We start from the raw sequence: 20,362 nt of genomic DNA, 5'->3' as shown, positions 1-20,362 counted from the left end.
GCCACCCTGATGAGAACCATGCCCCATCGCGCCTGATCGATCTTTTCTAAAGCCTGGTCACGACGTTCGCCATCCAGGCTGCGAATAGGCTCCTAGCGTCAGTTGTTATGCCTGACGTAAATCTCGCTGGCGGTATTCGCCACAGACGCCGACGGAAGAATCAGATTGACCACGCGATTCCACTTGACTAGCGGCACAGGGTCGATATAGACCACATCCTGCGACTGCAGCCGGAATTGGCTAGCAATGGCCAATGCCGCAGGGTTCCTGGCATTGAGATTGAAGATGGCAGGTGCGCCGGTCGCGCCTTGGCGAATCACATAGATCTGACCAGCGCTCGCAGTCGCATTCATTGGCCCACCGGCTTCGCCTAGCGCTTCGCTCAAACTGAGGCGGCCGTTGCTGCGCATGGGCAAGGCCAGCGGCGCGAGCACTTCGCCCATCAGAAACACCTTCGTGTCTTCCCGATTGGCGATGCGAACCGTATCGCCGTTCTTCAATGGGATGCTGTTGCCGTCGTAGCCAGCTTCACGCAGAGTTGTCAGATTGATCGGAACCGATACTCCGTCACGAATCAGTGTGACCGCCGAGCGATTGCCCGCCGCGGTAATTCCTCCCGCGCGATTGATTGCCTCGCTCAACGTCATTGGCACATCCGTGAAAATTTGGGAGCCAGGCGTACGCACTTCGCCTTCGACATAGGCACGGCGACTTCTGAATGATTGGATGCGGACGGTCACTTGCGGATCGCGAATGTGAGGCCTCAATAGCTTGACCATCAGGTCCGAGGCATCACCTTCGCTCAAGCCGGCGATGCGAACGCGACCGATATAGGGAAACGCGACCTCACCATCCGCGTCGACGATGAAGCCCGGCGCGACCTGCACGCCGGTCGGGTCCGCAGATTGCGAAATGACCGCGCCAGCATTCGGCAACAGTTCGGGATGGTCGTAAACAATGACACCGACCACATCTCCTGGCCCGATCGTGTATCGCGGCCCTTTGCCAAACAACGCTTGCACCTCAGGCGGCACCCCCTTGGGCGCGGCCTCGGCCAAAGTACGAACCAGTGCCAGCGAAATAGGCGTGATCTCGCCTTCGGGCGCTCCATCCGGCAAATAGCGAAAGTCGTTCGGCAACGGGCCACCGGCGTCGTAAGGCTCGACGTTGCCCATCCCCGGCGCAATCGCACAAGCCTGCAGCGCCACCACGGACGCCAACAAGGCCCATTTCAGGAAATTCGCTTCTTTTTTCAATTCCAACCCCCACGGAAAATCAATCTTCGCCATCGTCAATTTCGAATCCGGGACAAGCCCTACCTGAACAAAACCCGAACCAAATGATTGGCTGGCCCAATGGGGTGCACATAGCGTCTTCTCAAAACGATCCTCATCGCACGGTGGATTGGTGTTCAACAGCCCAGACCCCCAGGCACATCCGTGCCTGGCTTCTGACGCGGTGGTCAGCAGCCTCCCTGTTTGGCTGTTGGTCAAGAGACCCAAGGGATTTCCCTCCCCAGGCCAGCCCAGGATTGTCGCCGCACGTGACGACTACCATCTCGGCTTACGAGTTGCAAAAGATTGTGTCCAACCCTTGCTCGACAGGTCGATCATAGGCGAGTCCCTCGGCCTCTCTTGTCTCAACGCTCCCTGTCCAGCAAACCAATCTACTCGATCAAGAAGACTTTTTTATAACCTTCGTAGCATTGCTGAAGTGTTAGCGATCCGTGTGTCTTTACTGTTTTCCGTGGGCTTTCGTTGCTCGGTGCCCACGAAAAACCCAGGCAGAAGGGCTCGCCGCCAGAATGTAAAGTTGCGAAAAAGTTCGCGCATCCCCCGCTTGAGGGAGTGCAACTGTGCGAGTGCGCGTTCGGCATAGACCAAGAACGACACAATCGGACACAAATTAACCTCATCCGAAGTTGCGATGAGCCCTTGCCGGCAGCAATCCACATTCCGCTTAGCTTTGTGAAAGACTTCATGCGGTGCAGGTGCGACACCGGATCGAACACCCCAGTCTCCCCATGCATACTGGCGCCTCCTCCAACAGCTGCGCCCAACCGCCTTCCAACCATGACCATCCTCAGCGAATTCAAGGAGTTTGCCGTCAAGGGCAACGTCGTCGACCTGGCGGTCGGCGTGATCATCGGCGCGGCCTTCGGCAAGATCGTCGACTCGCTGGTGGCCGACATCATCATGCCGGTCATCGGCCTGGTGTTCGGCAAGCTGGACTTCTCGAACCTCTATGTGGTCCTGGGCACGGTGCCGGCAGGTGTCGCCAACACGCTGGCGGAACTGAAGAAGGCCGGCGTGCCGGTGCTGGCGTACGGCAACTTCATCACCATCGTGGTCAACTTCGTGATCCTCGCCTTCATCATCTTCATGATGGTCAAGCAGATCAACCGCCTGCGCCGCACGGAAGAAGCCGCGCCAGCCGCCCCCGCCGCGCCGCCCGAGGACATCGTGCTGCTGCGCGAGATCCGCGACAGCCTCAAGCGCTCCTGATGCGCAGCGCGGCCCGTTGCGGGCCGCGCATCCCTCCTCAGATACCGGCCAGCGCGCGCGCCATGCGCAGCGCTTCGACCAGGCTCGATGCATCCGCTCGGCCGGTGCCCGCAATATCGAACGCCGTCCCGTGATCGGGACTGGTCCGCACCAGCGGCAGCCCGAGCGTCACGTTCACGCCCTTCTCCACGCCCAGGTACTTCACCGGGATCAGTCCCTGGTCGTGGTACATCGCCACCACCACGTCGAACTCGCCGCTGTCGGCCACGCCCGGCTGCTTCGCGCGCGCGCGCATGAACACGGTATCGGGCGCATGCGGGCCATTGGCGGCGATGCCTTCGGCGCGCGCCGCGGCGATGGCGGGCACGATGATCTCCTGCTCCTCCGAGCCGAAGAGTCCGCCCTCCCCGGCATGCGGATTGAGCCCCGCGACACCGATGCGCGGCGCGCGGCCCAGGGTGCGCGAGAGCGCATGGTGAGTGATGCGCAAGGTCTCGAGCACGCCGTCGAAGGTGACGGCCTCGATCGCCTGGCGCAGCGACATGTGGATGCTGACAAGCACTGTGCGCAGCTCGTCGTTGGCCAGCATCATGCGCACGGGCACCTCGGCCACGTCGCGGCCCAGATGCGCAGCGGCTTCGGCCTGCAGCAGTTCGGTGTGGCCCGGAAAAGGGAATCCCGCGGCGGACAGCGCTTCCTTGTGCAGGGGCGCGGTGACGATGGCGGCGATCTCGCCCCGCAGCGCGACCCGCGCCGCCCAGACCACCGCATCGCCCGCCGCGCGCCCCGCCTCGGCGCTGATGCGGCCATGCACCACCCCCACGGGCGGCGCGATCGCCTGCAGCACGGGCACGCAACCCGGCGGAACGTCCAGCGCCTCGGCTGGCGAAACAATCTCGACCACGGGCCACGCCGGCTGTCCAGGCGCCGACAGGGCCTGCAGCGCCGCCCGCATCGCCCCCACGTCGCCCGCCACGAAGGCGCCGCGCGCGGCCTCGGGCGCATCGCGAAACGCCTTGCCGATGATCTCGGGCCCGATGCCCGCGGGATCGCCGAGCGTGATGGCGACGGGCCTTCCGCCCACGGATGCCTCGCCCGTCATGCCGGGTTGCCGATGTCGATGAACTCGTGCTGCAGCCCGAGCTGCGCCGCGACGTGCTCGGCTACGGCGGGTGCGCCATAGCGCTCGGTGGCATGGTGCCCGCAGGCCAGGAAGGCCACGCCCATCTCGCGCGCATAGTGCGCCTGCGGCTCCGAGATCTCGCCGGTGATGAAGGCATCGGCACCGGCCGCGATCGCGGCCTCGAAGTAGCCTTGCGCGCCGCCGGTGCACCAGGCGATGGTCTTGATCGGGCGATGGGCGGTGTCGACCAGCGTCACCGGCCGCTTGAGCACCTTCTCGACATGGACCGCGAGCGCTTTCGCGTTGGCGAGTGTCTCGCCGTCCTCGAAACCGCCGAGAAAACCCAGCTCCTGCTCGCCGAAGCGCCCGGCCGATCCGGGATGGGCCAGCAGGCCGAGCTGCAGGCCGAGTTGCGCGTTGTTGCCGAGCTCGGGATGCGCGTCGAGCGGCAGGTGGTAGGCGAAGAGGTTGATGTCGCGGTTCAGCAGCAGCGCCAGCCGCTGCTTCATCCAGCCGGTGACGCGGCCGTCCTGGCCGCGCCAGAAGAGGCCGTGATGGACGAAGATGGCATCGGCCTCGGCGCGGATCGCGGCCTCGATCAGCGCGCGGCTCGCGGTCACGCCCGAGACGATCTTGCGCACGGTGGTGCGGCCCTCGACCTGCAGGCCGTTCGGTCCGTAGTCCTTGAAGCGCTCGGGAGCGAGCAGCAGGTCGAATGCGTGCAGCAGTTCGTGGCGGGTGGTGCTCATCGCGACATTGTCGCGCCCCCGCCCGACGCGACGCCAGCCCGCATGGGGTGGCCACGGGCGGCCAGGGGCCAGAGCGCGAGCACGAAGCCCAGCGCGGCCAGCACCGCCACGTAGTGCGCGGGCGCCATGGGGTCGTGCTGCAGCCAGAGCGTGAGGATCACCGGCGTGAGCCCGCCGAAGACGGCATACGACATGTTGTAGGCGAACGAAAGCCCCGTGAAGCGCACCGGCGCCGGAAAGGCGCGCACGCCGGCGATCGGCACGGTGGCGATGGTGCCCACGAACAGCCCCACCAATCCGTAGTGCCAGAACAGCGTGGCCGGCGTGCCGGGCAGGCCGGTGTAGAAGAGATAGGCGGTCGCGAACAGGCCGCCCCAACCGATCAGCATGACGGCACGCGTGCCGATGCGGTCGCTGGCCCAGCCGACGATCACGCAGCCGATGGTCAGCGTGAGGGTGGCCAGGGCATTGGCCTCGAGCGCCAGCGCGGCCGGGATGTGGTGCACCTTCTGCAGGTAGGTGGGCGTGTAGAGCACCACCACCACGATCGCGGCCGACAGCACCCAGGTCTGCAGCGCGACGAACACGCTGGCGCCGCGGTGCTCGCGCAGCACGGTGCGCAGCGGCAGCTCGCGCGCCACGCTGCGGCGGTCGGCCAGCTCGCGGAACACGGGGGTCTCGTGCAGGAAGCGGCGCAGGTACACCGACACCAGCCCGAACACGCCGCCGAGGATGAAGGGGATGCGCCAGGCGAAGTCGTGCACCTGCTCGGGCGCGTAGTGCCGGTTGATGGCCACGGCCACCAGCGAGCCCAGCAGGATGCCGCCGGTGATGCCCGAGGTCAGCGTGCCGATGCCGAAGCCGTAGCGCTGCGCGGGCACGTGTTCGCCGACGAACACCCAGGCACCGGGCATCTCGCCGCCGATGGCCGCGCCCTGCAGCACGCGCATGGCCAGCAGCAGCAGGGGCGCCGCCACGCCGATGCTGGCGTAGGTGGGCAGCAGGCCGATCACCAGCGTGGGCGCGGCCATCAGGAAGATCGACAGCGTGAACATGCGCTTGCGGCCGAGCAGGTCGCCGAAATGCGCGATCACGATGCCGCCGACCGGCCGGGCCAGATAGCCGGCCGCGAAGATGCCGAAGGTCTGCAGTTGGCGCAGCCAGTCGGGCATGTCGGCCGGGAAGAAGAGCGCGCCCAGCACGGTGGCGAAGAAGACGTAGATGACGAAGTCGTAGAACTCGAGCGTGCCGCCGAGGGCGGAGAGGGCGAGCGTCTTGTAGTCGCGGGCATCGAGCGCGCGGGCCGGGGCCGGCGCTGTGCCGTCCGGGGTGGTTGCGTGTGAAGTCATGGCGGGCGGAAAGTCGTGGCCGCGCACCGGGGCCGCGGGGCCGGATGGGAAGCGAAAGCGGTGCGCCGACGAAATGCCCGGCCGCGTCCACCGGATGGGCGGGGCGGGGGCGAGGGAGAGCCGGGCCGGTAGGCCCGGGGCCACGATGCTAGGGGTTATCCCTTATTGGCGCCTCGACCTTCCGTGAATCTCGACCGGCCGGCGCGGTCTTCGCCCCCTGCCGTTGAGAGACAATCGTCGGCGATGCCGCGCTCCGCGGCCTTTTTCCCCTCAGCGCCCTCGCCTTCGCGCCTTTTCACCAAGTTTTCATGAAACGCACCTGGCTGCTCTTCGCCCAAGCCGTGACCGTCCTGCTGGCGGCCTATTTCGTGGTCGCCACGCTCAAGCCCGAATGGATCAACCGGCGCACGACCTCGCTGGGCGGCGTGGTGTCGATCATCGAGGCGCCCGCGAGCTCGACGCCCGGCGTGCCCGCGCCCGGCAGCCTGAGCGCCGCGGCCAAGAAGGCCTCGCCGGCGGTGGTGAGCATCAACACCAGCAAGGCGGCACAGCGCCATCCGCGCAGCAACGACCCCTGGTTCCGTTTCTTCTTCGGCGACCAGGACGACCAGCCCCAGGTGGGCCTGGGCAGCGGCGTGATCGTGAGCACCGACGGCTACATCCTCACCAACAACCACGTGGTCGAGGGCGCCGACGAGATCGAGGTCACGCTCAACGACAGCCGCCATGCGCGCGGCAAGGTGATCGGCACCGATCCCGACACCGACCTGGCCGTGCTCAAGATCGAGCTCGACAAGCTGCCAGTGATCGTGCTGGGCAGCTCCGACGAACTGCAGGTGGGCGACCAGGTGCTGGCCATCGGCAATCCCTTCGGCGTCGGCCAGACCGTGACCAGCGGCATCGTCTCGGCGCTGGGCCGCAACCAGCTCGGCATCAACAACTTCGAGAACTTCATCCAGACCGACGCGGCCATCAACCCCGGCAACTCGGGCGGCGCGCTGATCGACGTCAACGGCAACCTGCTGGGCATCAACACCGCGATCTACTCGCGCTCGGGCGGCAGCATGGGCATCGGCTTCGCCATTCCCGTGTCGATGGCCAAGATCGTGCTCGAGGGCATCGTAAAGGAAGGCCAGGTGCGCCGCGGCTGGATCGGCGTCGAGCCGAACGAGCTGTCGCCCGAACTGGCCGAGACCTTCGGCGTGAAGGCCGACGCGGGCGTGATCATCACCGGCGTGCTGCAGAACGGCCCGGCCGCCAAGGCCGGCATCCGCCCCGGCGACGTGATCACCGCGGTGGGCGACAAGAAGACCGACAGCGTGCAGGCGCTGCTGACGGCGGTGGCCGGTCTCAAGCCCGGCAGCACCGCGCGCTTCGCGCTGCAGCGCGGCAGCGACAAGATGGAACTGGACGTGATGCCGGGCCTGCGGCCGAAGAGCCCGGTGCGGCAGGTGCCGAACCAGCAGGAGTGACGAACGAGACGCGCGGGCCCCGGGTCCGCGGCGCCATGAAAAAAGCGGCCGACAGGCCGCTTTTTCTTTGCCGGATCCGGAAGATCCCAGCCGCTCAGGGCGGCGTGGTCGACGAGGAATCCGCTTCCTCGTCCTCCGGCGCCTTCGAGACGCGCGAGAAGTACTTGGCCCCGATGATCCCCACCTCGTACAGCACGCACATCGGGATCGCCAGCGCGAGTTGCGACACCACGTCGGGCGGCGTCAGCACGGCGGCCACGATGAAGGCCACGACGATGAAGTAGCCGCGGAAGGAGCGCAGCTTCTCGATGGTCACCATCTCGAAACGCACCAGCAGCATCACGACGATCGGCACCTGGAAGGCAACGCCGAAGGCGAGGTACAGCGACAGGATGGCCTCGACGTACGAGGAGATGTCGGGCGTGGCCGCGACCGCGGCCGGCGTGAACTTCTGGATGAAGCCGAACATCTTGTCGAGCACGAACAGCTGCACGAAGGCGATGCCCGCATAGGCCAGGAGGCTGCCGAAGATGATCAGCGGCAGCGCGAAGCGCTTCTCGTGGGTGTAGAGGCCGGGCGCCACGAACATCCAGGCCTGGTACATGAGCCACGGCAGCGCGAGCAGCACGGCGGCCATCATCAGTACCTTGAGCGGCACGAAGAAGGGCGAGAACACGCCCACGGCGATCAGCTTGGCGTCGGGCGGCATGTGGGCACGGATCGGCATCGCGATGATGTCGATCAGCCCCCCCGGGCCGGGCCAGATCGCCAGCAGGATGCCGGCGATCGCCATGCCGTAGACGCAATAGAGCAACCGGTCGCGCAGCTCCATCAGGTGCGCGACGAAAGGCTGCTCGGTGCCGGCGAGCTCGTCTTCTTTGTTCTTGGAGTCGGAATCAGCCATTGAGGAGATGGAAAGCGTGGGCTGCCGACGGGCGGCGCGCGTGGGAACGCTGGGTGGAGGGGAAAACGCGCCGCGCCGCTGCTAGCTGACCTTGTGCGGCCGGTAGCGCGCGACGCGCGCCGCGCCCGACAGTGCCTTGGTGCGCACGCCGTTGCGGGACTTGTACCACTGCGGCGTGGCGCCCTGCTTGAGGCGCCAGTTCTTGCGCGGATGCTTGTAGACCGGCATCACCGGTTCGGGTTCGGCCAGCGCCGAGAGGGTTTCGCCCGCGGGGGTGGAGAACTGCTTCTCGAGGTCGCTCACGCCCGAGTGGATGTTCTGCTCCACGTCGCGCGCCGCGTCCTCGACGGTGCTCTTCATCTTGCGGAGCTCGTCGAGCTCCATCGAGCGGTTGACCTCTGCCTTGACGTCGTTGACGTAGCGTTGCGCCTTGCCGAGCAGCGTGCCGACGGTGCGCGCCACGCGCGGCAGCTTTTCGGGTCCGATGACGATCAGCGCCACGACGCCGATCAGCGCCATCTTCTCAATGCCGAGGTCCAGCACGTGTCGCCCGGATCAGGACTTGTGGCGTGCTTCGACGTCGATCGTCGGCTTGTCGGTGGCGGCCGACTGGCTCGTGACCTGGGCAGCCGGGCCGGTGGCGGTCGGTGCGTCGGAAGAAGCGCCGTCCTTCATGCCGTCCTTGAAGCCCTTGACGGCACCGCCGAGGTCGGAACCCATGTTCCGAAGCTTCTTGGTACCGAAGATCATGACGACGACGAGCAGCACGATCAGCCAGTGCCAGATGGAAAAAGAACCCATGGAAGACTCCTAAGAATGTGCCGATTTTAGTCGCGGCGAATGTGACAAATTTACTTAACGGCTCAGCCGCGAAGCCAGGGGCGCGGACCGCCCATGACATGGACATGGAGATGATGCACCTCCTGCCCCCCTTCGGTCCCCGTATTGACCACCACCCGGTAGCCGCCTTCCGGGTAGGGGTTGCACCCTTGCTCCAGCGCCAGCCTGGGCGCCAGGGTCATGATCTTGCCCATCAGCGCCGCGTCGTCGGGCGTCAACTGGGCCATCGAGGCGATGTGCTTTTTGGGCACCAGCATGAAATGCACCGGCGCCCAGGGCGCGATGTCGTGGAAGGCGAAGACGTCCTCGTCCTCGTAGACCTTGCGCGACGGGATCTTGCCCTCGACGATTTTGCAGAAGATGCAGTTCGGATCAGATGACATCGTTGGGTTCCATGGGACGGCCGTCGTTCATCCGGATCATGCCTTTCACGATCCGGTAGAGGAACCACAGCGAAATCAGGCTCCAGGCGATCCAGCCCGGGACGAAGAGCAGCAGCCAGAGCCACGAGGTGACGATGTACAGCAGCCCGGCCCAGAGCACCGAGCGGATGCGCCAGCTGAAGTGCGAGGCCTGCCAGGTGCCGGCCGCGTCGTCGCGCTTCACGAAGTCGATCACCAGCGCCACCAGCAGCAGCAGCACCGAGGCCTGGGCACCGGGCACCACGGCGCCGATGGCGACGATCAGGTGCAGGATGTAGCTGACCCAGCCCCAGGTCTTGAGCGAGTCGTCGGGCTGAACGTTCACGATGTCGTTGGGCATGGCGATGTCCTTTCGGTCGTCAGAGTCATCCCTCGGCGCTCAGGCGGTCACTCGCTGGCGGCTTCGCGGGCCTGCACCTTGCGCAGCGCCTTTTCCTCGATGCCGCTGGTGCCTTCGCGCCGCTCGAGCTCGGCCACCACCTCGGCGGGCGACAGGCCGTAGTGCGCGAGCGCCACCATGGTGTGGAACCAGAGGTCGGCCACTTCGTAGACCACCTTCGTGCGGTCGCCGCCGTGGTCGGCGTCCTTGGCCGCCATCACCACTTCGGTGGCTTCCTCGCCGATCTTCTTGAGGAAGGCGTCGGGGCCCTTGTGCAGCAGCCGCGCGACGTAGCTCTTCTCGGGATCGCCGCCATTGGCGGGCAGGCGGCTTTCGATGACCGCGGCCAGGCGTGCGAGGGCGTCGTTGGTGTTCACGGTGCCGCTCATTTGTAGATCGATTCCGGGTCTTTCAAGACCGGCTCGGTCACGGTCCACTGGCCGTTCTCGTACTTGTTGAAGAAGCAGCTGTGGCGGCCGGTGTGGCAGGCGATGCCGGGCTCGTGGCCCAGTTGGGTGACCTTGAGCAGCACCACGTCGTTGTCGCAGTCGAGGCGGATCTCGTGCACGGTCTGCACGTGGCCCGATTCCTCGCCCTTGAACCAGAGCTTGCCGCGCGAGCGGCTGAAATACACCGCGCGGCCGAGTTCGGCGGTCTTCTCGAGCGCCTCCCGGTTCATCCACGCGAACATCAGCACGTCGTTGGTGCCTTGTTCCTGGGCGATCACCGGCACGAGGCCGTTGGCGTCCCATTTCACTTCATCGAGCCAGATCATGGGCAGGATTGTCGGCGATCGGCCGGCGAAACCCGGCGCCGAAGGGTCATTCGATCCGCACGGGGATGCCGCGCTCGGCCATCCGCGCCTTGGCCTCGCCCACCGTGTGCTGCCCGTAGTGGAAGATGCTCGCGGCCAGCACGGCGTCGGCGCCGCCCTTCTGGATGCCGTCGGCCAGGTCGTCGAGGTTGCCCACGCCGCCCGAGGCGATCACCGGCACGTTGACGGCGTCGCTGACCGCGCGGGTCAGTGCCAGGTCGAAACCGCTCTTGGTGCCGTCGCGGTCCATGCTGGTCAGCAGGATCTCGCCGGCGCCGCGGCGCGCCATCTCGGTGGCCCATTCGACGGCGTCGAGGCCGGTGTTCTTGCGCCCGCCATGGCTGTAGACGTCCCAGCCCGGGCCGCGGCTGGCCGCTTCCTCGGGCGTGCGGCGCTTGGCGTCGATGGCGACCACGATGCACTGGGCGCCGTACTTGGCCGAGGCGTCGCTGATCACCTGCGGATTGGCGATGGCGGCCGAATTGAAGCTGGTCTTGTCGGCGCCGGCATTGAGCAGCCGGCGCACGTCCTCGACGGTGCGCACGCCGCCGCCCACGGTCAGCGGAATGAAGACCTGCGAGGCGACCGACTCGATGATCGGCAGGATCAGGTCGCGGCCGTCGCTGGTGGCGGTGATGTCGAGGAAGGTCAGCTCGTCGGCGCCCTGCGCGTTGTAGCGCGCGGCGATCTCGACCGGATCGCCCGCGTCACGCAGTTCGAGGAAGTTGACGCCCTTGACGACACGGCCGCCGGTGACGTCGAGGCAGGGAATGATGCGTTTCGCGAGCATGGTGGGGTAACGGGGAAAAGAAGGAATCAGAGGACGCGCAGTTGCTGCCAGCCCTGCCATTCGGCGCCGGGCGCCAGTTGCACGGGCTCGTCGATGCGCGCGGCCTCGACGCAGAGCATGTGGCGAAAGCCGTCCTCGGGCATGTCGGCGAGTTTCGCACCGAGCGCGGCACCCGGGTTCCAGACCACGGTTTCGGTGCAGGTGGCGCCCTGGGCGATCTCGAGCGTGCCGCCGGGCTGCACCAGCCGCAGCGGCTGGGTCGGCGCGGCATAGACGCTGTCGAACTCGGATTCGAAGCGCAGGGCCGGCGCGGTTTCCACATGGCGGTCGTCGCGCACCGCATCCCAGCGGTTGGCGCCCTGCAGGCCTTCGAGCCGGGCCTCGGCGATGTCGTCCACCGCCAGGTAGGTGTGCAGCGCGGCCGTGAATGCGAAGGGCCCGCCGCCGAGATTGCGCAGGCTCAGCGCGGTGCGCAGCTGCCCGGCCTCGAGCGTGAAGGCGACCCGCGCCTCGAAGGCATGCGGCCACAGGGCCCGGGTGGCGTCGTCGTCGCGCAGCCGCAGGGTCAGCGCGCCCGATTCGGGATCCACGCCCTGGCTCTCCCAAGGCAGATTGCGCATGAAGCCATGTTTGGGGAGCATGCCGCGCTGGTTGAACTGCGGGCAGCAGATGGGCACGCCGCCGCGGATCGCGGTCTTGCCGTCGAACACGGCGCGCGGGCTCAGGTAGAGCCTTTCCCTGCCGTCGGCCGTGGTCCAGGAGAGCAGGTGGGCCCCGTGCAGGGCCACGGTGAGGGTGCTGCCGTCGGCACCGGAGGCGCGCAGCGCGGGCTGGCCGCGGAACTCGATCGAGCTGGTGTGCATGTGAGGAATTGTAGGCAGCGCTCCGATCGCTCCGGCTTCGCGCAACATCGGCGCCTCGCGCGGCGCGGCCATGGGGCCTAAAGACTGCATGGTCAGGCCCCGATTGCAAGCCCGGGGCCTTCTTGGATACCCTGTGCCTGCCCAAAAAAACGCTCACACAACCAGGACAAGGGGAATCGAATGAAGAAGAAGTTGCCGATGGCGGCGTGGATCCTGATTGCCATGGTGCTCGGCATCATCCTCGGCTACATGATCTTCGCGAGCTTCCCGGACAAGGGAACCGCCAAGGAGATCGCGGGCTACGTCTCGATCGTCTCGGACGTGTTCCTGCGCCTGATCAAGATGCTGATCGGGCCGCTGGTGTTCTCCACGCTCGTGGTCGGCATCGCGCACATGGGCGATGCCAAGTCGGTGGGCCGGGTGTTCGGCAAGGCCATCGGCTGGTTCCTCACCGCCTCGCTGATCTCGCTGGTGATCGGCCTGGTGATGGCCAACCTGCTCGAGCCCGGCGCCAACCTGGGCCTCCCGCTGCCCGACATCGGCGCCTCGGCGAACCTCGCGACCTCCAAGTTCACCTTCAAGGACTTCGTGAGCCACACGGTGCCGAAGTCCTTCATCGAGGCCATGGCCAACAACGAGATCCTGCAGATCGTGGTGTTCTCGATGTTCTTCGGCGTGGCGCTGGCCTCGCTCGGCGACAAGGCGAAGACGCTGGTCGCCGCCACCGAGGAGCTCTCGCACGCGATGCTGAAGATCACGGGCTACGTGATGAAGCTCGCGCCGCTCGCGGTGCTGGCCGCCATGGCCGCCACGGTGGCGGTCAACGGGCTGGGCATCCTGATCAAGTTCGCGGTGTTCATGCGCGACTTCTACCTCGGCCTGTTCGTGCTGTGGGGCGTGCTGATCCTCGCGGGCTTCACCTTCCTCGGGCCGCGCGTGTTCAAGCTCCTGGTGCTGATCAAGGAAGCCTTCCTGCTCTCGTTCGCCACCGCCAGTTCGGAAGCCGCGTACCCGAAGATCCTGCAGGCGCTCGACCGCTTCGGCGTCAAGCGCAAGATCTCGAGCTTCGTGATGCCGATGGGCTACTCGTTCAACCTCGACGGCTCGATGATGTACTGCACCTTCGCCGTGCTGTTCATCGCGCAGGCCTACAACATCCACATGCCGATCAGCACGCAGATCACGATGCTGCTGATCCTGATGCTCACCTCCAAGGGCATGGCCGGCGTGCCGCGCGCCTCGCTGGTGGTGATCGCCGCCACGCTCAACCACTTCGACATTCCCGAGGCCGGCCTGCTGCTGATCCTGGGCGTGGACACCTTCCTCGACATGGGCCGCTCGGCCACCAACGCGGTGGGCAATTCGATCGCCACCGCCGTGGTCGCCAAGTGGGAAGGCGAGCTGCTGCCGGAGAGCGAAGCCGAGCTCAACGCGGCCCGGCTCGACGAGGAAGCGGCCGCGACGCTCGCGCATCCGGCACATGGCTGAGGCGATGCGCAGCATGACGACGATGCCTGGCAGGACCGCCCTGGCCTGCGCGGCCCTGCTGCTCGCGGCCGGCGCGGTGCAAGCCCAGGAGCTTCTCACCGGCACGCTCGCCAAGGCGCGCGCCAGCGGCGCCATCACCATCGGCTACCGCGAATCCTCGGTGCCCTTCTCCTTCCTCAACACGCGCAAGGAACCGGTCGGCTATTCGATCGAACTGTGCCGCGAGCTGGTCACGGCGATCGGCAACGCGGTCGACCGCACGCTCGCGATCCGGTGGGAGCCGGTCACCTCCGACTCGCGCTTCGACGCGGTCACGAGCGGCAAGGTCGACCTCGAATGCGGCTCGACCACCAGCAACCTCGAACGCCAGAAGCGCGTGAGCTTCTCGCCGACGATCTTCGTCTCGGGCACCAAGGTGCTGGTGAAGAGGGGCACGCCGATCGCCTCGTTCCGCGACCTCGCGGGCCGCAAGGTGGCGGTGACGGCCGGCACCACCAACGAGAAGACGCTGCGCGATCTCTCCGAGAAGTTCAAGCTCGGCATCCAGCTGCAGGTGGCGCGCGACCATGCCGAGTCCTTCGCGCTCGTGAAGAGCGGCCAGGCCGATGCCTTCGCGACCGACGACGTGCTGCTCTACGGCCTGATCGCGCAGGAGAACGCCCAGGCCGACTACCGCGTGGTCGGCGACTTCCTCTCCTACGACCCCTACGGGATCATGTACCGCAAGGGCGATCCGCAGCTCGCGAAGGTGATCAACGACAGCTTCCAGGTGCTGGCCGAGGACGGCGAGATCGAACGCCAGTACAAGCGCTGGTTCCTGCGCAAGCTGCCCACGGGCGCCAGCCTCGACCTGCCGATGAGCGCGCAGCTCGAGACGATCATCAAGACGATGTCGGTGAAGGCCGAGTAGCCGGGGCCGCTTTCAGCGCGCCGGCCACTCCCAGCGCGGAATCTCGCTCATGTCGAGGTTCGCGATGCGGGTCTCGCCCAGGCGCTTCTCGAGCACCACCGACTGCAGCTCGACGCCACCCGCGGCCGCCTCCTCGAGCGCGGCGATCAGCCGCGAGGCATGCGACACCACGATCACCTGCGACTCGCGCGCCGCATGCGCGATCAGCCGTCCGAGCGCGGGCAGCAGGTCGGGATGCAGGCTGGTCTCGGGTTCGTTGAGCACCAGCAACGCGGGCGGGCGCGGCGTGAGCAGCGCCGCGATCCACAGCAGGTAGCGCAAGGTGCCGTCGGACAGCTCGGCGGCGGTCAGCGCGCGCAGCAGGCCGTGCTGGTGCATCAGAGTCTGGAAGCGGTCGCCCGCGGCGTCGATCTCGATGCGCGCGCCCGGAAAGGCGTCGTCCACGGCGCGATCGAGCGCCTCGCCGTCGCCGATCTCGCGGATGGTCTGCAGCGCGGCGGCGAGGTCGGCACCATCGTTGGCCAGCACCGGCGTGCGGGTGCCGAGCTGCGGCTGGCGCGCCGGCGCCTCGGCGTCCGAGCGGAAGTGGTCGTAGAAGCGCCAGGAGCGCATCTGCTCGCGCAAGGTGAGCATCTCGGGCGCGTCGCGCGGGTCGGCATGCTCGGTCATCATGCTCGCGAAGGACGGGATCGGCCGGCCCACCGGCTGCCAGCCGCGCCCGCCGCGCAAGCGCAGCGAGGCGCCCTTGCGGTCGACCAGCTGCGTGGACGGCCGCAGCAGCGGACCGGCCCAGATGGCCTCGTGCTTGATCTCGGGATCGCGCGAGAAGGCGGTCGAGGGAATCGGCGGCGGCAGGCCGATATCGATCGCGTAGCCGAAGTCCTCGGCGCTGGCGCCAGCGAAGCCCAGCTTCAGCGCGACCGGTTCGCTGCGCGTGGTGCCCTGCACCGGCATCTCGCCGCGCAGCATGGCGGCCGAGAAGCGCTCGGGGCCGGCCCACAGCGTGGAAGACAGCCCGCCCTCGCGCACCAGCGAACGGATCGCGCCGCCGTTGGCGATCTCGGCCAAGAGGCGCATGGCGCGGTAGACGCTCGATTTGCCGCTGCCGTTGGGCCCGGTGACCACGGTGAGCCGCGCGAGCGGCACCGTGAGCTGGCGCAGCGAGCGGTAGCTGGCGATGGCGAGCGCGGACAGCACGCGCCGCCAGGCCCTCTCAGGCGCCGGCCAGTTCGTCGGCGCGCGCCTGCGCCTGTCCGAAGTCGAGGTCGCCCGAATAGATGGCGCGGCCGCAGATCACGCCCTCGACGCCTTCGGACTCGACCGCGCAGAGCTGGTCGATGTCGGCCATGTTCGACAGGCCGCCCGAGGCGATGACGGGGATGCTCAGCGCGCGCGCGAGCTTGACCGTGGCGTCGATGTTGATGCCCGACAGCATGCCGTCGCGGCCGATGTCGGTGTAGATGATCGACTCGACGCCGTAGTCCTCGAACTTCTTGCCCAGGTCGGCCACCTCGTGGCCCGTGAGCTTGCTCCAGCCGTCGGTGGCGACCTTGCCGTCCTTGGCGTCGAGGCCCACGATGATGTGGCCGCCGAAGGCGCTGCAGGCGTCCTTGAGGAAGCCCGGGTTTTTCACGGCGGCGGTGCCGATGATCACGTAGCGCAGGCCGTCGTCGATGTAGCGCTCGATGGTGTCGAGGTCGCGGATGCCGCCGCCGAGCTGCACCGGGATGTCGTCGCCGACCTCCTTCAGGATCGCCTTGATCGCCGCGTGGTTCTGCGGCTTGCCCGCGAAAGCCCCGTTCAGGTCGACCAGGTGCAGGCGCCGGGCGCCCGCCTCGACCCACTTGCGCGCCATGGCCGCGGGGTCTTCGCTGAAGATGGTGGACTGTTCCATGTCGCCTTGTTTCAGGCGTACGCAATGGCCGTCTTTGAGGTCGATCGCTGGGATGAGGAGCATGAAAGTGACGCGAGAGTGCAACGAAAGGACGCCGGCCGGCGGCGCCCGGTCAGGGGAACGAGGTGTTCAGGGATTCCAGTGGAGGAAGTTTCGGTAGAGCTGCAACCCGTGGTCCGCACTCTTCTCCGGGTGGAACTGGGTGGCAAAAATGTTATCGCGTGCGATGGCGGCGGTAAAGCATGCCCCGTATTCGGCTTCGCCCACGCTGTGCCGCGCATCGACCGGCCGCGCGTAGAAGCTGTGCACGAAATAGAAGTGGCTGCCGTCGGGCACCCCGGCCCACACCGCGTGCGGCTGCGCCTGGCGCACCTGGTTCCAGCCCATCTGCGGCACCTTGAAGCGGCTGCCGTCGGGCTGCAACCGACCTTCGAGCTCGAAGCGGACCACCTCGCCCGGAATCAGGCCGAGCCCGTCGGTCGGTCCCTCGTCGCTGCGCGACAGCAGCATCTGCATGCCCACGCAGACGCCGAACAGCGGCTTCGTCGCCGCGGCCTCGAGCACCGATTCGAGCAGCCCCGAATCGCGCAGCTCGCGCATGCAGTCGGGCATGGCGCCCTGCCCCGGCAGCACCACGCGCGTGGCCTTGCGCACCACCTCGGGATCGGAAGTCACGAACACCTCGACGCCGACCTGGTCGGCGGCATGGCGCACCGCCTGCGCGACGGAATGCAGATTGCCCATGCCGTAGTCCACCACGGCGACGGTGTTGGCGTTGTTTGCTACAGTTTTCATAGCTTCAATGACAGGCGGAGCGTGCGATGGCACGCTGTTCCGCTTGCAGGATCAGAGCGAGCCCTTGGTCGAGGGAATGACGCCGGCCGAACGCGGATCGAGCTCGAGCGCGGCGCGCAGGGCGCGGGCGAAGGCCTTGAACACGGTCTCGCACTGGTGGTGCGCGTTGACGCCCTTGAGGTTGTCGATGTGCAGCGTGACGAAGGCGTGGTTCACGAAGCCCTGGAAGAACTCGTAGGTGAGCTGGCTGTCGAAGGCGCCGATCATCCCGCTGGTGAAGGGCACGTGCATCTCGAGGCCGGGCCGGCCCGAGAAGTCGATGACCACGCGGCTGAGCGCCTCGTCGAGCGGCACGTAGGCATGGCCGTAGCGGCGGATGCCCTTCTTGTCGCCCACGGCCTTGGCCACGGCCTGGCCCAGCGTGATGCCCACGTCTTCCACCGTGTGATGGCCGTCGATGTGCAGGTCGCCCTGGCAGTCGATCTCGAGGTCGATCAGCCCGTGGCGGGCGATCTGGTCGAGCATGTGGTCGAAGAAGCCGATGCCGGTGGCCAGCTTGGCGCGGCCGGTGCCGTCGAGGTTGACGCTGACGGTGATCTTCGTCTCGGCGGTATTGCGCGCGACCGTGGCGGTGCGCGCGGCGAAGGCGTCGGGGGTGGCCGCGGGAGCGGCTTGGGGGGTGGTCATAGTGAGGCTTCGAGCGCCGCGAGCATCCTGGCATTCTCGTCGGCCGTTCCGACGGTCAGGCGCAGGCAGTTCGCGAGCAGTTCGTGCATTTTAGAAACGTTCTTCACCAGCACCCCGCGCGCCTTCATGCCGTCGAAGGTGCGGGCGGCCCGATCTCCCTCTCCCAGTACGCGCAGCAGGATCATGTTGGCGTCGCTGGGCCAGACCTTGACGCCCGGCAGCCGGCCGAGCCCCATCATCAGCCGCTCGCGCTCCTCGCGGATCTGCTTCGCCTGGGCCTCGAACACCTCGGCATGCTCGAGCGCGAACAGCGCGCACTCGCAGTTCAGTACGCTGACGTTGTAGGGCGGGCGCACCTTGTCGATCTCGGCGATCAGCGCGGCCGGGCCCATCAGGTAGCCCAGCCGGATGCCGGCCAGGCCGAACTTGCTGAGGGTGCGCATCAGCAGCACGTGGCGGTGCTTCGCGAGGCGGTCGATGTAGCTGCGCGCGGCGAAGGGCTGGTAGGCCTCGTCGATCACCACCAGGCCGCCCTGCGCCCCCTGGGCCTCGACGATCCTCTCGAGCACCGCGTCGTCCCAGAGGTTGGCGGTCGGGTTGTTCGGGTACGCCAGGTAGACGATGGCCGGCTTCTCGCGCGCGATCGCGGCCAGCATGGCGGCCTCGTCGAGCTCGAAGTCGGCCGTGAGCGGCACGCCCACGAAGCGCAGGCCCTGGAGCTGGGCGCTCATGGCGTACATGACGAAGCCCGGCAGCGGTGCCAGCACGCTGGCACCCGGCAGGTCGCAGGCGATCGCGAGCAGCGAGATCAGCTCGTCCGAGCCGTTGCCCAGCACCAGCGAGAAGCCCTCGGGCAGGCGCGCCTGCGCGGCCAGCGCGCGCTGCAGGTCGGCGCCGCGCTCGCCCGGGTAGCGGTTGAGCGCCAGCGCGCCGAGCCGCGCGCCGAGTTCGGCCTGCAGCGCGGGCGGCAGGCCGAAGGGGTTCTCCATCGCGTCGAGCTTGACCAGGCCGCGCGCGTCCTGCACGGCATAGGCATGCATGGCGCGCACGTCGGCGCGGATGCGCTGGAGCGCGGGAACGGAGGCGGTGGTGTCGGACATCGGGGGACTCGGGGAAAACGGTCGATGGAAAAAATCAGGAAGCGCAGCGGAAGCTGTTCTGCAGCGCGGCCGACAGCACCAGCTGCACCGGCATGTCGGCCTCGTAGAGCTCGGCATTGCGCTTGAGCTCGGCCTCGAACAGCGAGCGTGCCATCGAGGGCTCGAGCCGGCGGCCGTCGACGCAGAACAGCGGCTTCTGGCCCGCGCGGCGCGCGGCATCGCCAGCCTCGCGCAGGCCCTCGAGCACGCCCACGAGGTAGTAGCTGGCGTAGGCCTTGCCCTGCTTCTTCTCCTTCACCTCGAGGGTGTGGAACTCGCGGATGCTCATGGCCTGCGCGCCCAGGCTGGCCGCGGCCAGCGCGAGCGGCAGCAGCAGGAGACGCGTGCGCTGCATGGCGGACCTCACTTCGCGTAGCGCGGCGGCGGCGCGTAGCCGGTCGCGCCGTCGGCCGGGAAGGCATTGGGCTGCGCGGCATCGGAGCCACGGCGCGGACGGCGCGGGGCGTCGGGCTGCGTGATCTCGAACAGCGCGGCGCCGAGGATGCCGATGTTGCGCGCGTCGCCGGCCTCGGTGTTGGCGGCATAGGCGCGGCCCGGCGTGGCGAAGCGGAAGGCCGCGACCTCGGACTGGCTCTTGCGGAAGCCCTCGATGTCGATCACCTGCAGCGGCCGCAGCACGTAGCCGCCGTTGCGCAGGCTGCCGGGCTTGCCGTTGAGCACGTCGAGGCCGTCGACCGTGGCGATCACCTCGTAGCTGCGGTCGCTGAGGTTGCGAAAGCGCAGCGTGTAGCGCGCGCCCTCGGCGCCCGCGAGGCGGAAGTTCTCGTCGCCACCGCTGCCGCGGCGCGCGCGCTGCAGCGGGGTCGCGCGGCCCGATTCGTCGATCACCGACCATTCGACGTCGCCCTGCGCCAGCTGCAGGTTGAGCCGGCGCTCGGGGTTGGCGCCGACGCCGCGGCGCACGCTGGCGGCGTCGTTGTAGCCGATGGAGGCGACCTCGTCGGGCTGGTCGGGCGTGTAGCGCTGGACCTGCACGCTGCGCGTGTTCGATTCACGGCCCTCGCCCCACTGGGTGCCGAGGCGCGGCGCCGGTGCGGCGGCGGCGGCCGTGCTCGGCACCGCCTCGGCCTGGCTCTGGGTCTGGGTGCGCGGCATCGGGGTGCAGGCCACGAGCAGCGCGGCACCGGCCAGCAGGCCGAGGGCGAACTTGAACAGGCGCGAACGACGCAGACGTTGATTCATCATCAGGCTTGCTCCTCCCGAGCGGGTTGTGGACGGA

The 20,362-nt window shown here is 67.6% G+C and carries 24 protein-coding genes; 4 read left to right on the top strand and 20 right to left on the bottom strand.

The genetic code is table 11. The features are described 5' to 3' along the window. Nucleotides 1-98 precede the first annotated feature (98 nt). Nucleotides 99-1,502: a polysaccharide biosynthesis/export family protein gene (locus ACODT0_RS15830; RefSeq protein WP_489041679.1), complete on the bottom strand. Its 1,404-nt coding sequence runs from the start codon at nt 1,500-1,502 to the stop codon at nt 99-101. A gap of 570 nt (nt 1,503-2,072) precedes the next feature. Here ACODT0_RS15830 and mscL point away from each other — a divergent pair. Continuing rightward, nucleotides 2,073-2,504: a large conductance mechanosensitive channel protein MscL gene (mscL, locus tag ACODT0_RS15825; RefSeq protein ID WP_057595247.1), complete on the top strand. Its 432-nt coding sequence runs from the start codon at nt 2,073-2,075 to the stop codon at nt 2,502-2,504. Between the two features lie 37 nt (nt 2,505-2,541). On the opposite strand, the gene pdxA is transcribed toward mscL, so the two are convergent. Genes pdxA through ACODT0_RS15810 form a run of 3 tightly spaced genes read right to left on the bottom strand, consistent with a single transcriptional unit; the run spans nt 2,542 to nt 5,725 of the window. Further along, entirely contained in the window at nt 2,542-3,606 is a 1,065-nt protein-coding gene (gene pdxA / locus ACODT0_RS15820; RefSeq protein WP_489041678.1) for a 4-hydroxythreonine-4-phosphate dehydrogenase PdxA, read from the bottom strand. Next, nucleotides 3,603-4,376, bottom strand: coding sequence for a Nif3-like dinuclear metal center hexameric protein (locus ACODT0_RS15815; RefSeq protein ID WP_489041677.1), 774 nt, complete (start codon nt 4,374-4,376; stop codon nt 3,603-3,605). The genes pdxA and ACODT0_RS15815 overlap by 4 nt, the downstream gene beginning before the upstream one ends. Next, nucleotides 4,373-5,725 carry an MFS transporter gene (locus tag ACODT0_RS15810; protein WP_489041676.1) on the bottom strand — a complete coding sequence of 451 codons (1,353 nt, stop codon included), beginning with the start codon at nt 5,723-5,725 and terminating at the stop codon, nt 4,373-4,375. The genes ACODT0_RS15815 and ACODT0_RS15810 overlap by 4 nt, the downstream gene beginning before the upstream one ends. A gap of 308 nt (nt 5,726-6,033) precedes the next feature. Here ACODT0_RS15810 and ACODT0_RS15805 point away from each other — a divergent pair, with 308 nt between their 5' ends. Continuing rightward, nucleotides 6,034-7,197, top strand: coding sequence for a S1C family serine protease (locus ACODT0_RS15805; protein ID WP_057595250.1), 1,164 nt, complete (start codon nt 6,034-6,036; stop codon nt 7,195-7,197). A gap of 94 nt (nt 7,198-7,291) precedes the next feature. Here the strand turns inward: ACODT0_RS15805 and tatC are convergent, their stop codons facing one another. From tatC to ACODT0_RS15760, 9 genes are all read right to left on the bottom strand, one after another. Further along, nucleotides 7,292-8,101, bottom strand: a complete 810-nt coding sequence (tatC, locus tag ACODT0_RS15800; RefSeq protein ID WP_057595251.1) for a twin-arginine translocase subunit TatC — start codon at nt 8,099-8,101, stop codon at nt 7,292-7,294. An 81-nt stretch (nt 8,102-8,182) separates the two neighbouring features. Next, on the bottom strand, nt 8,183-8,644 hold the full coding sequence (gene tatB, locus ACODT0_RS15795; RefSeq protein ID WP_057595252.1) for a Sec-independent protein translocase protein TatB: 462 nt from the start codon (nt 8,642-8,644) through the stop codon (nt 8,183-8,185). 12 nt (nt 8,645-8,656) lie between these two features. After that, the gene (gene tatA, locus ACODT0_RS15790; protein ID WP_057595253.1) at nt 8,657-8,902 is read right to left on the bottom strand and encodes a Sec-independent protein translocase subunit TatA; all 246 of its coding nucleotides are present in this window, start codon (nt 8,900-8,902) and stop codon (nt 8,657-8,659) included. Between the two features lie 62 nt (nt 8,903-8,964). After that, the gene (locus ACODT0_RS15785; RefSeq protein ID WP_057595254.1) at nt 8,965-9,324 is read right to left on the bottom strand and encodes a histidine triad nucleotide-binding protein; all 360 of its coding nucleotides are present in this window, start codon (nt 9,322-9,324) and stop codon (nt 8,965-8,967) included. After that, complete coding sequence (locus ACODT0_RS15780; protein ID WP_057595255.1) at nt 9,314-9,703, bottom strand: DUF4870 family protein; 390 nt, start codon at nt 9,701-9,703, stop codon at nt 9,314-9,316. Before ACODT0_RS15780 ends, ACODT0_RS15785 begins: the two co-directional genes overlap by 11 nt. 47 nt (nt 9,704-9,750) lie before the next feature. Continuing rightward, nucleotides 9,751-10,131, bottom strand: a complete 381-nt coding sequence (locus ACODT0_RS15775) for a phosphoribosyl-ATP diphosphatase (protein ID WP_057595256.1) — start codon at nt 10,129-10,131, stop codon at nt 9,751-9,753. Then, on the bottom strand, nt 10,128-10,517 hold the full coding sequence (gene hisI / locus ACODT0_RS15770; protein ID WP_057595257.1) for a phosphoribosyl-AMP cyclohydrolase: 390 nt from the start codon (nt 10,515-10,517) through the stop codon (nt 10,128-10,130). The genes ACODT0_RS15775 and hisI overlap by 4 nt, the downstream gene beginning before the upstream one ends. Nucleotides 10,518-10,563: 46 nt before the next feature. Next, nucleotides 10,564-11,346, bottom strand: coding sequence for an imidazole glycerol phosphate synthase subunit HisF (gene hisF, locus ACODT0_RS15765; protein WP_261209860.1), 783 nt, complete (start codon nt 11,344-11,346; stop codon nt 10,564-10,566). Between the two features lie 26 nt (nt 11,347-11,372). Beyond that, nucleotides 11,373-12,209 carry a D-hexose-6-phosphate mutarotase gene (locus ACODT0_RS15760; protein ID WP_489041675.1) on the bottom strand — a complete coding sequence of 279 codons (837 nt, stop codon included), beginning with the start codon at nt 12,207-12,209 and terminating at the stop codon, nt 11,373-11,375. Nucleotides 12,210-12,389: 180 nt separating this feature from the next. On the opposite strand from ACODT0_RS15760, the gene ACODT0_RS15755 reads away from it, so the two are divergent. Together ACODT0_RS15755 and ACODT0_RS15750 are read left to right on the top strand one after the other, a co-directional pair. Continuing rightward, nucleotides 12,390-13,697, top strand: a complete 1,308-nt coding sequence (locus ACODT0_RS15755) for a dicarboxylate/amino acid:cation symporter (protein WP_489041674.1) — start codon at nt 12,390-12,392, stop codon at nt 13,695-13,697. Nucleotides 13,698-13,710: 13 nt separating this feature from the next. Continuing rightward, nucleotides 13,711-14,607 carry an amino acid ABC transporter substrate-binding protein gene (locus tag ACODT0_RS15750; protein WP_409976502.1) on the top strand — a complete coding sequence of 299 codons (897 nt, stop codon included), beginning with the start codon at nt 13,711-13,713 and terminating at the stop codon, nt 14,605-14,607. Between the two features lie 12 nt (nt 14,608-14,619). On the opposite strand, the gene ACODT0_RS15745 is transcribed toward ACODT0_RS15750, so the two are convergent. From ACODT0_RS15745 to ACODT0_RS15715, 7 genes are all read right to left on the bottom strand, one after another. Beyond that, a complete protein-coding gene (locus ACODT0_RS15745) occupies nt 14,620-15,804 on the bottom strand; it encodes an AAA family ATPase (protein ID WP_489041673.1) in 1,185 nt (394 codons plus the stop codon). 16 nt (nt 15,805-15,820) lie between these two features. After that, nucleotides 15,821-16,564, bottom strand: a complete 744-nt coding sequence (gene hisA, locus ACODT0_RS15740; protein WP_261209853.1) for a 1-(5-phosphoribosyl)-5-[(5-phosphoribosylamino)methylideneamino]imidazole-4-carboxamide isomerase — start codon at nt 16,562-16,564, stop codon at nt 15,821-15,823. Between the two features lie 66 nt (nt 16,565-16,630). After that, nucleotides 16,631-17,296, bottom strand: a complete 666-nt coding sequence (gene hisH / locus ACODT0_RS15735) for an imidazole glycerol phosphate synthase subunit HisH (RefSeq protein ID WP_261209851.1) — start codon at nt 17,294-17,296, stop codon at nt 16,631-16,633. A 51-nt stretch (nt 17,297-17,347) separates the two neighbouring features. Then, nucleotides 17,348-17,983: an imidazoleglycerol-phosphate dehydratase HisB gene (gene hisB / locus ACODT0_RS15730; protein ID WP_296783020.1), complete on the bottom strand. Its 636-nt coding sequence runs from the start codon at nt 17,981-17,983 to the stop codon at nt 17,348-17,350. After that, nucleotides 17,980-19,083: a histidinol-phosphate transaminase gene (hisC, locus tag ACODT0_RS15725; protein WP_296783022.1), complete on the bottom strand. Its 1,104-nt coding sequence runs from the start codon at nt 19,081-19,083 to the stop codon at nt 17,980-17,982. The genes hisB and hisC overlap by 4 nt, the downstream gene beginning before the upstream one ends. 34 nt (nt 19,084-19,117) lie before the next feature. Continuing rightward, nucleotides 19,118-19,477, bottom strand: a complete 360-nt coding sequence (locus ACODT0_RS15720; RefSeq protein WP_057596766.1) for a hypothetical protein — start codon at nt 19,475-19,477, stop codon at nt 19,118-19,120. A gap of 8 nt (nt 19,478-19,485) precedes the next feature. Then, nucleotides 19,486-20,328 carry a hypothetical protein gene (locus ACODT0_RS15715; RefSeq protein ID WP_489041672.1) on the bottom strand — a complete coding sequence of 281 codons (843 nt, stop codon included), beginning with the start codon at nt 20,326-20,328 and terminating at the stop codon, nt 19,486-19,488. Nucleotides 20,329-20,362: the final 34 nt, after the last annotated feature.

The sequence above is a fragment of the Variovorax sp. FG153 genome (assembly GCF_057809595.1).
The sequence above is the reverse complement of the archived record's forward strand: the minus strand, read 5'-3'. Positions and strand labels throughout refer to the sequence as shown.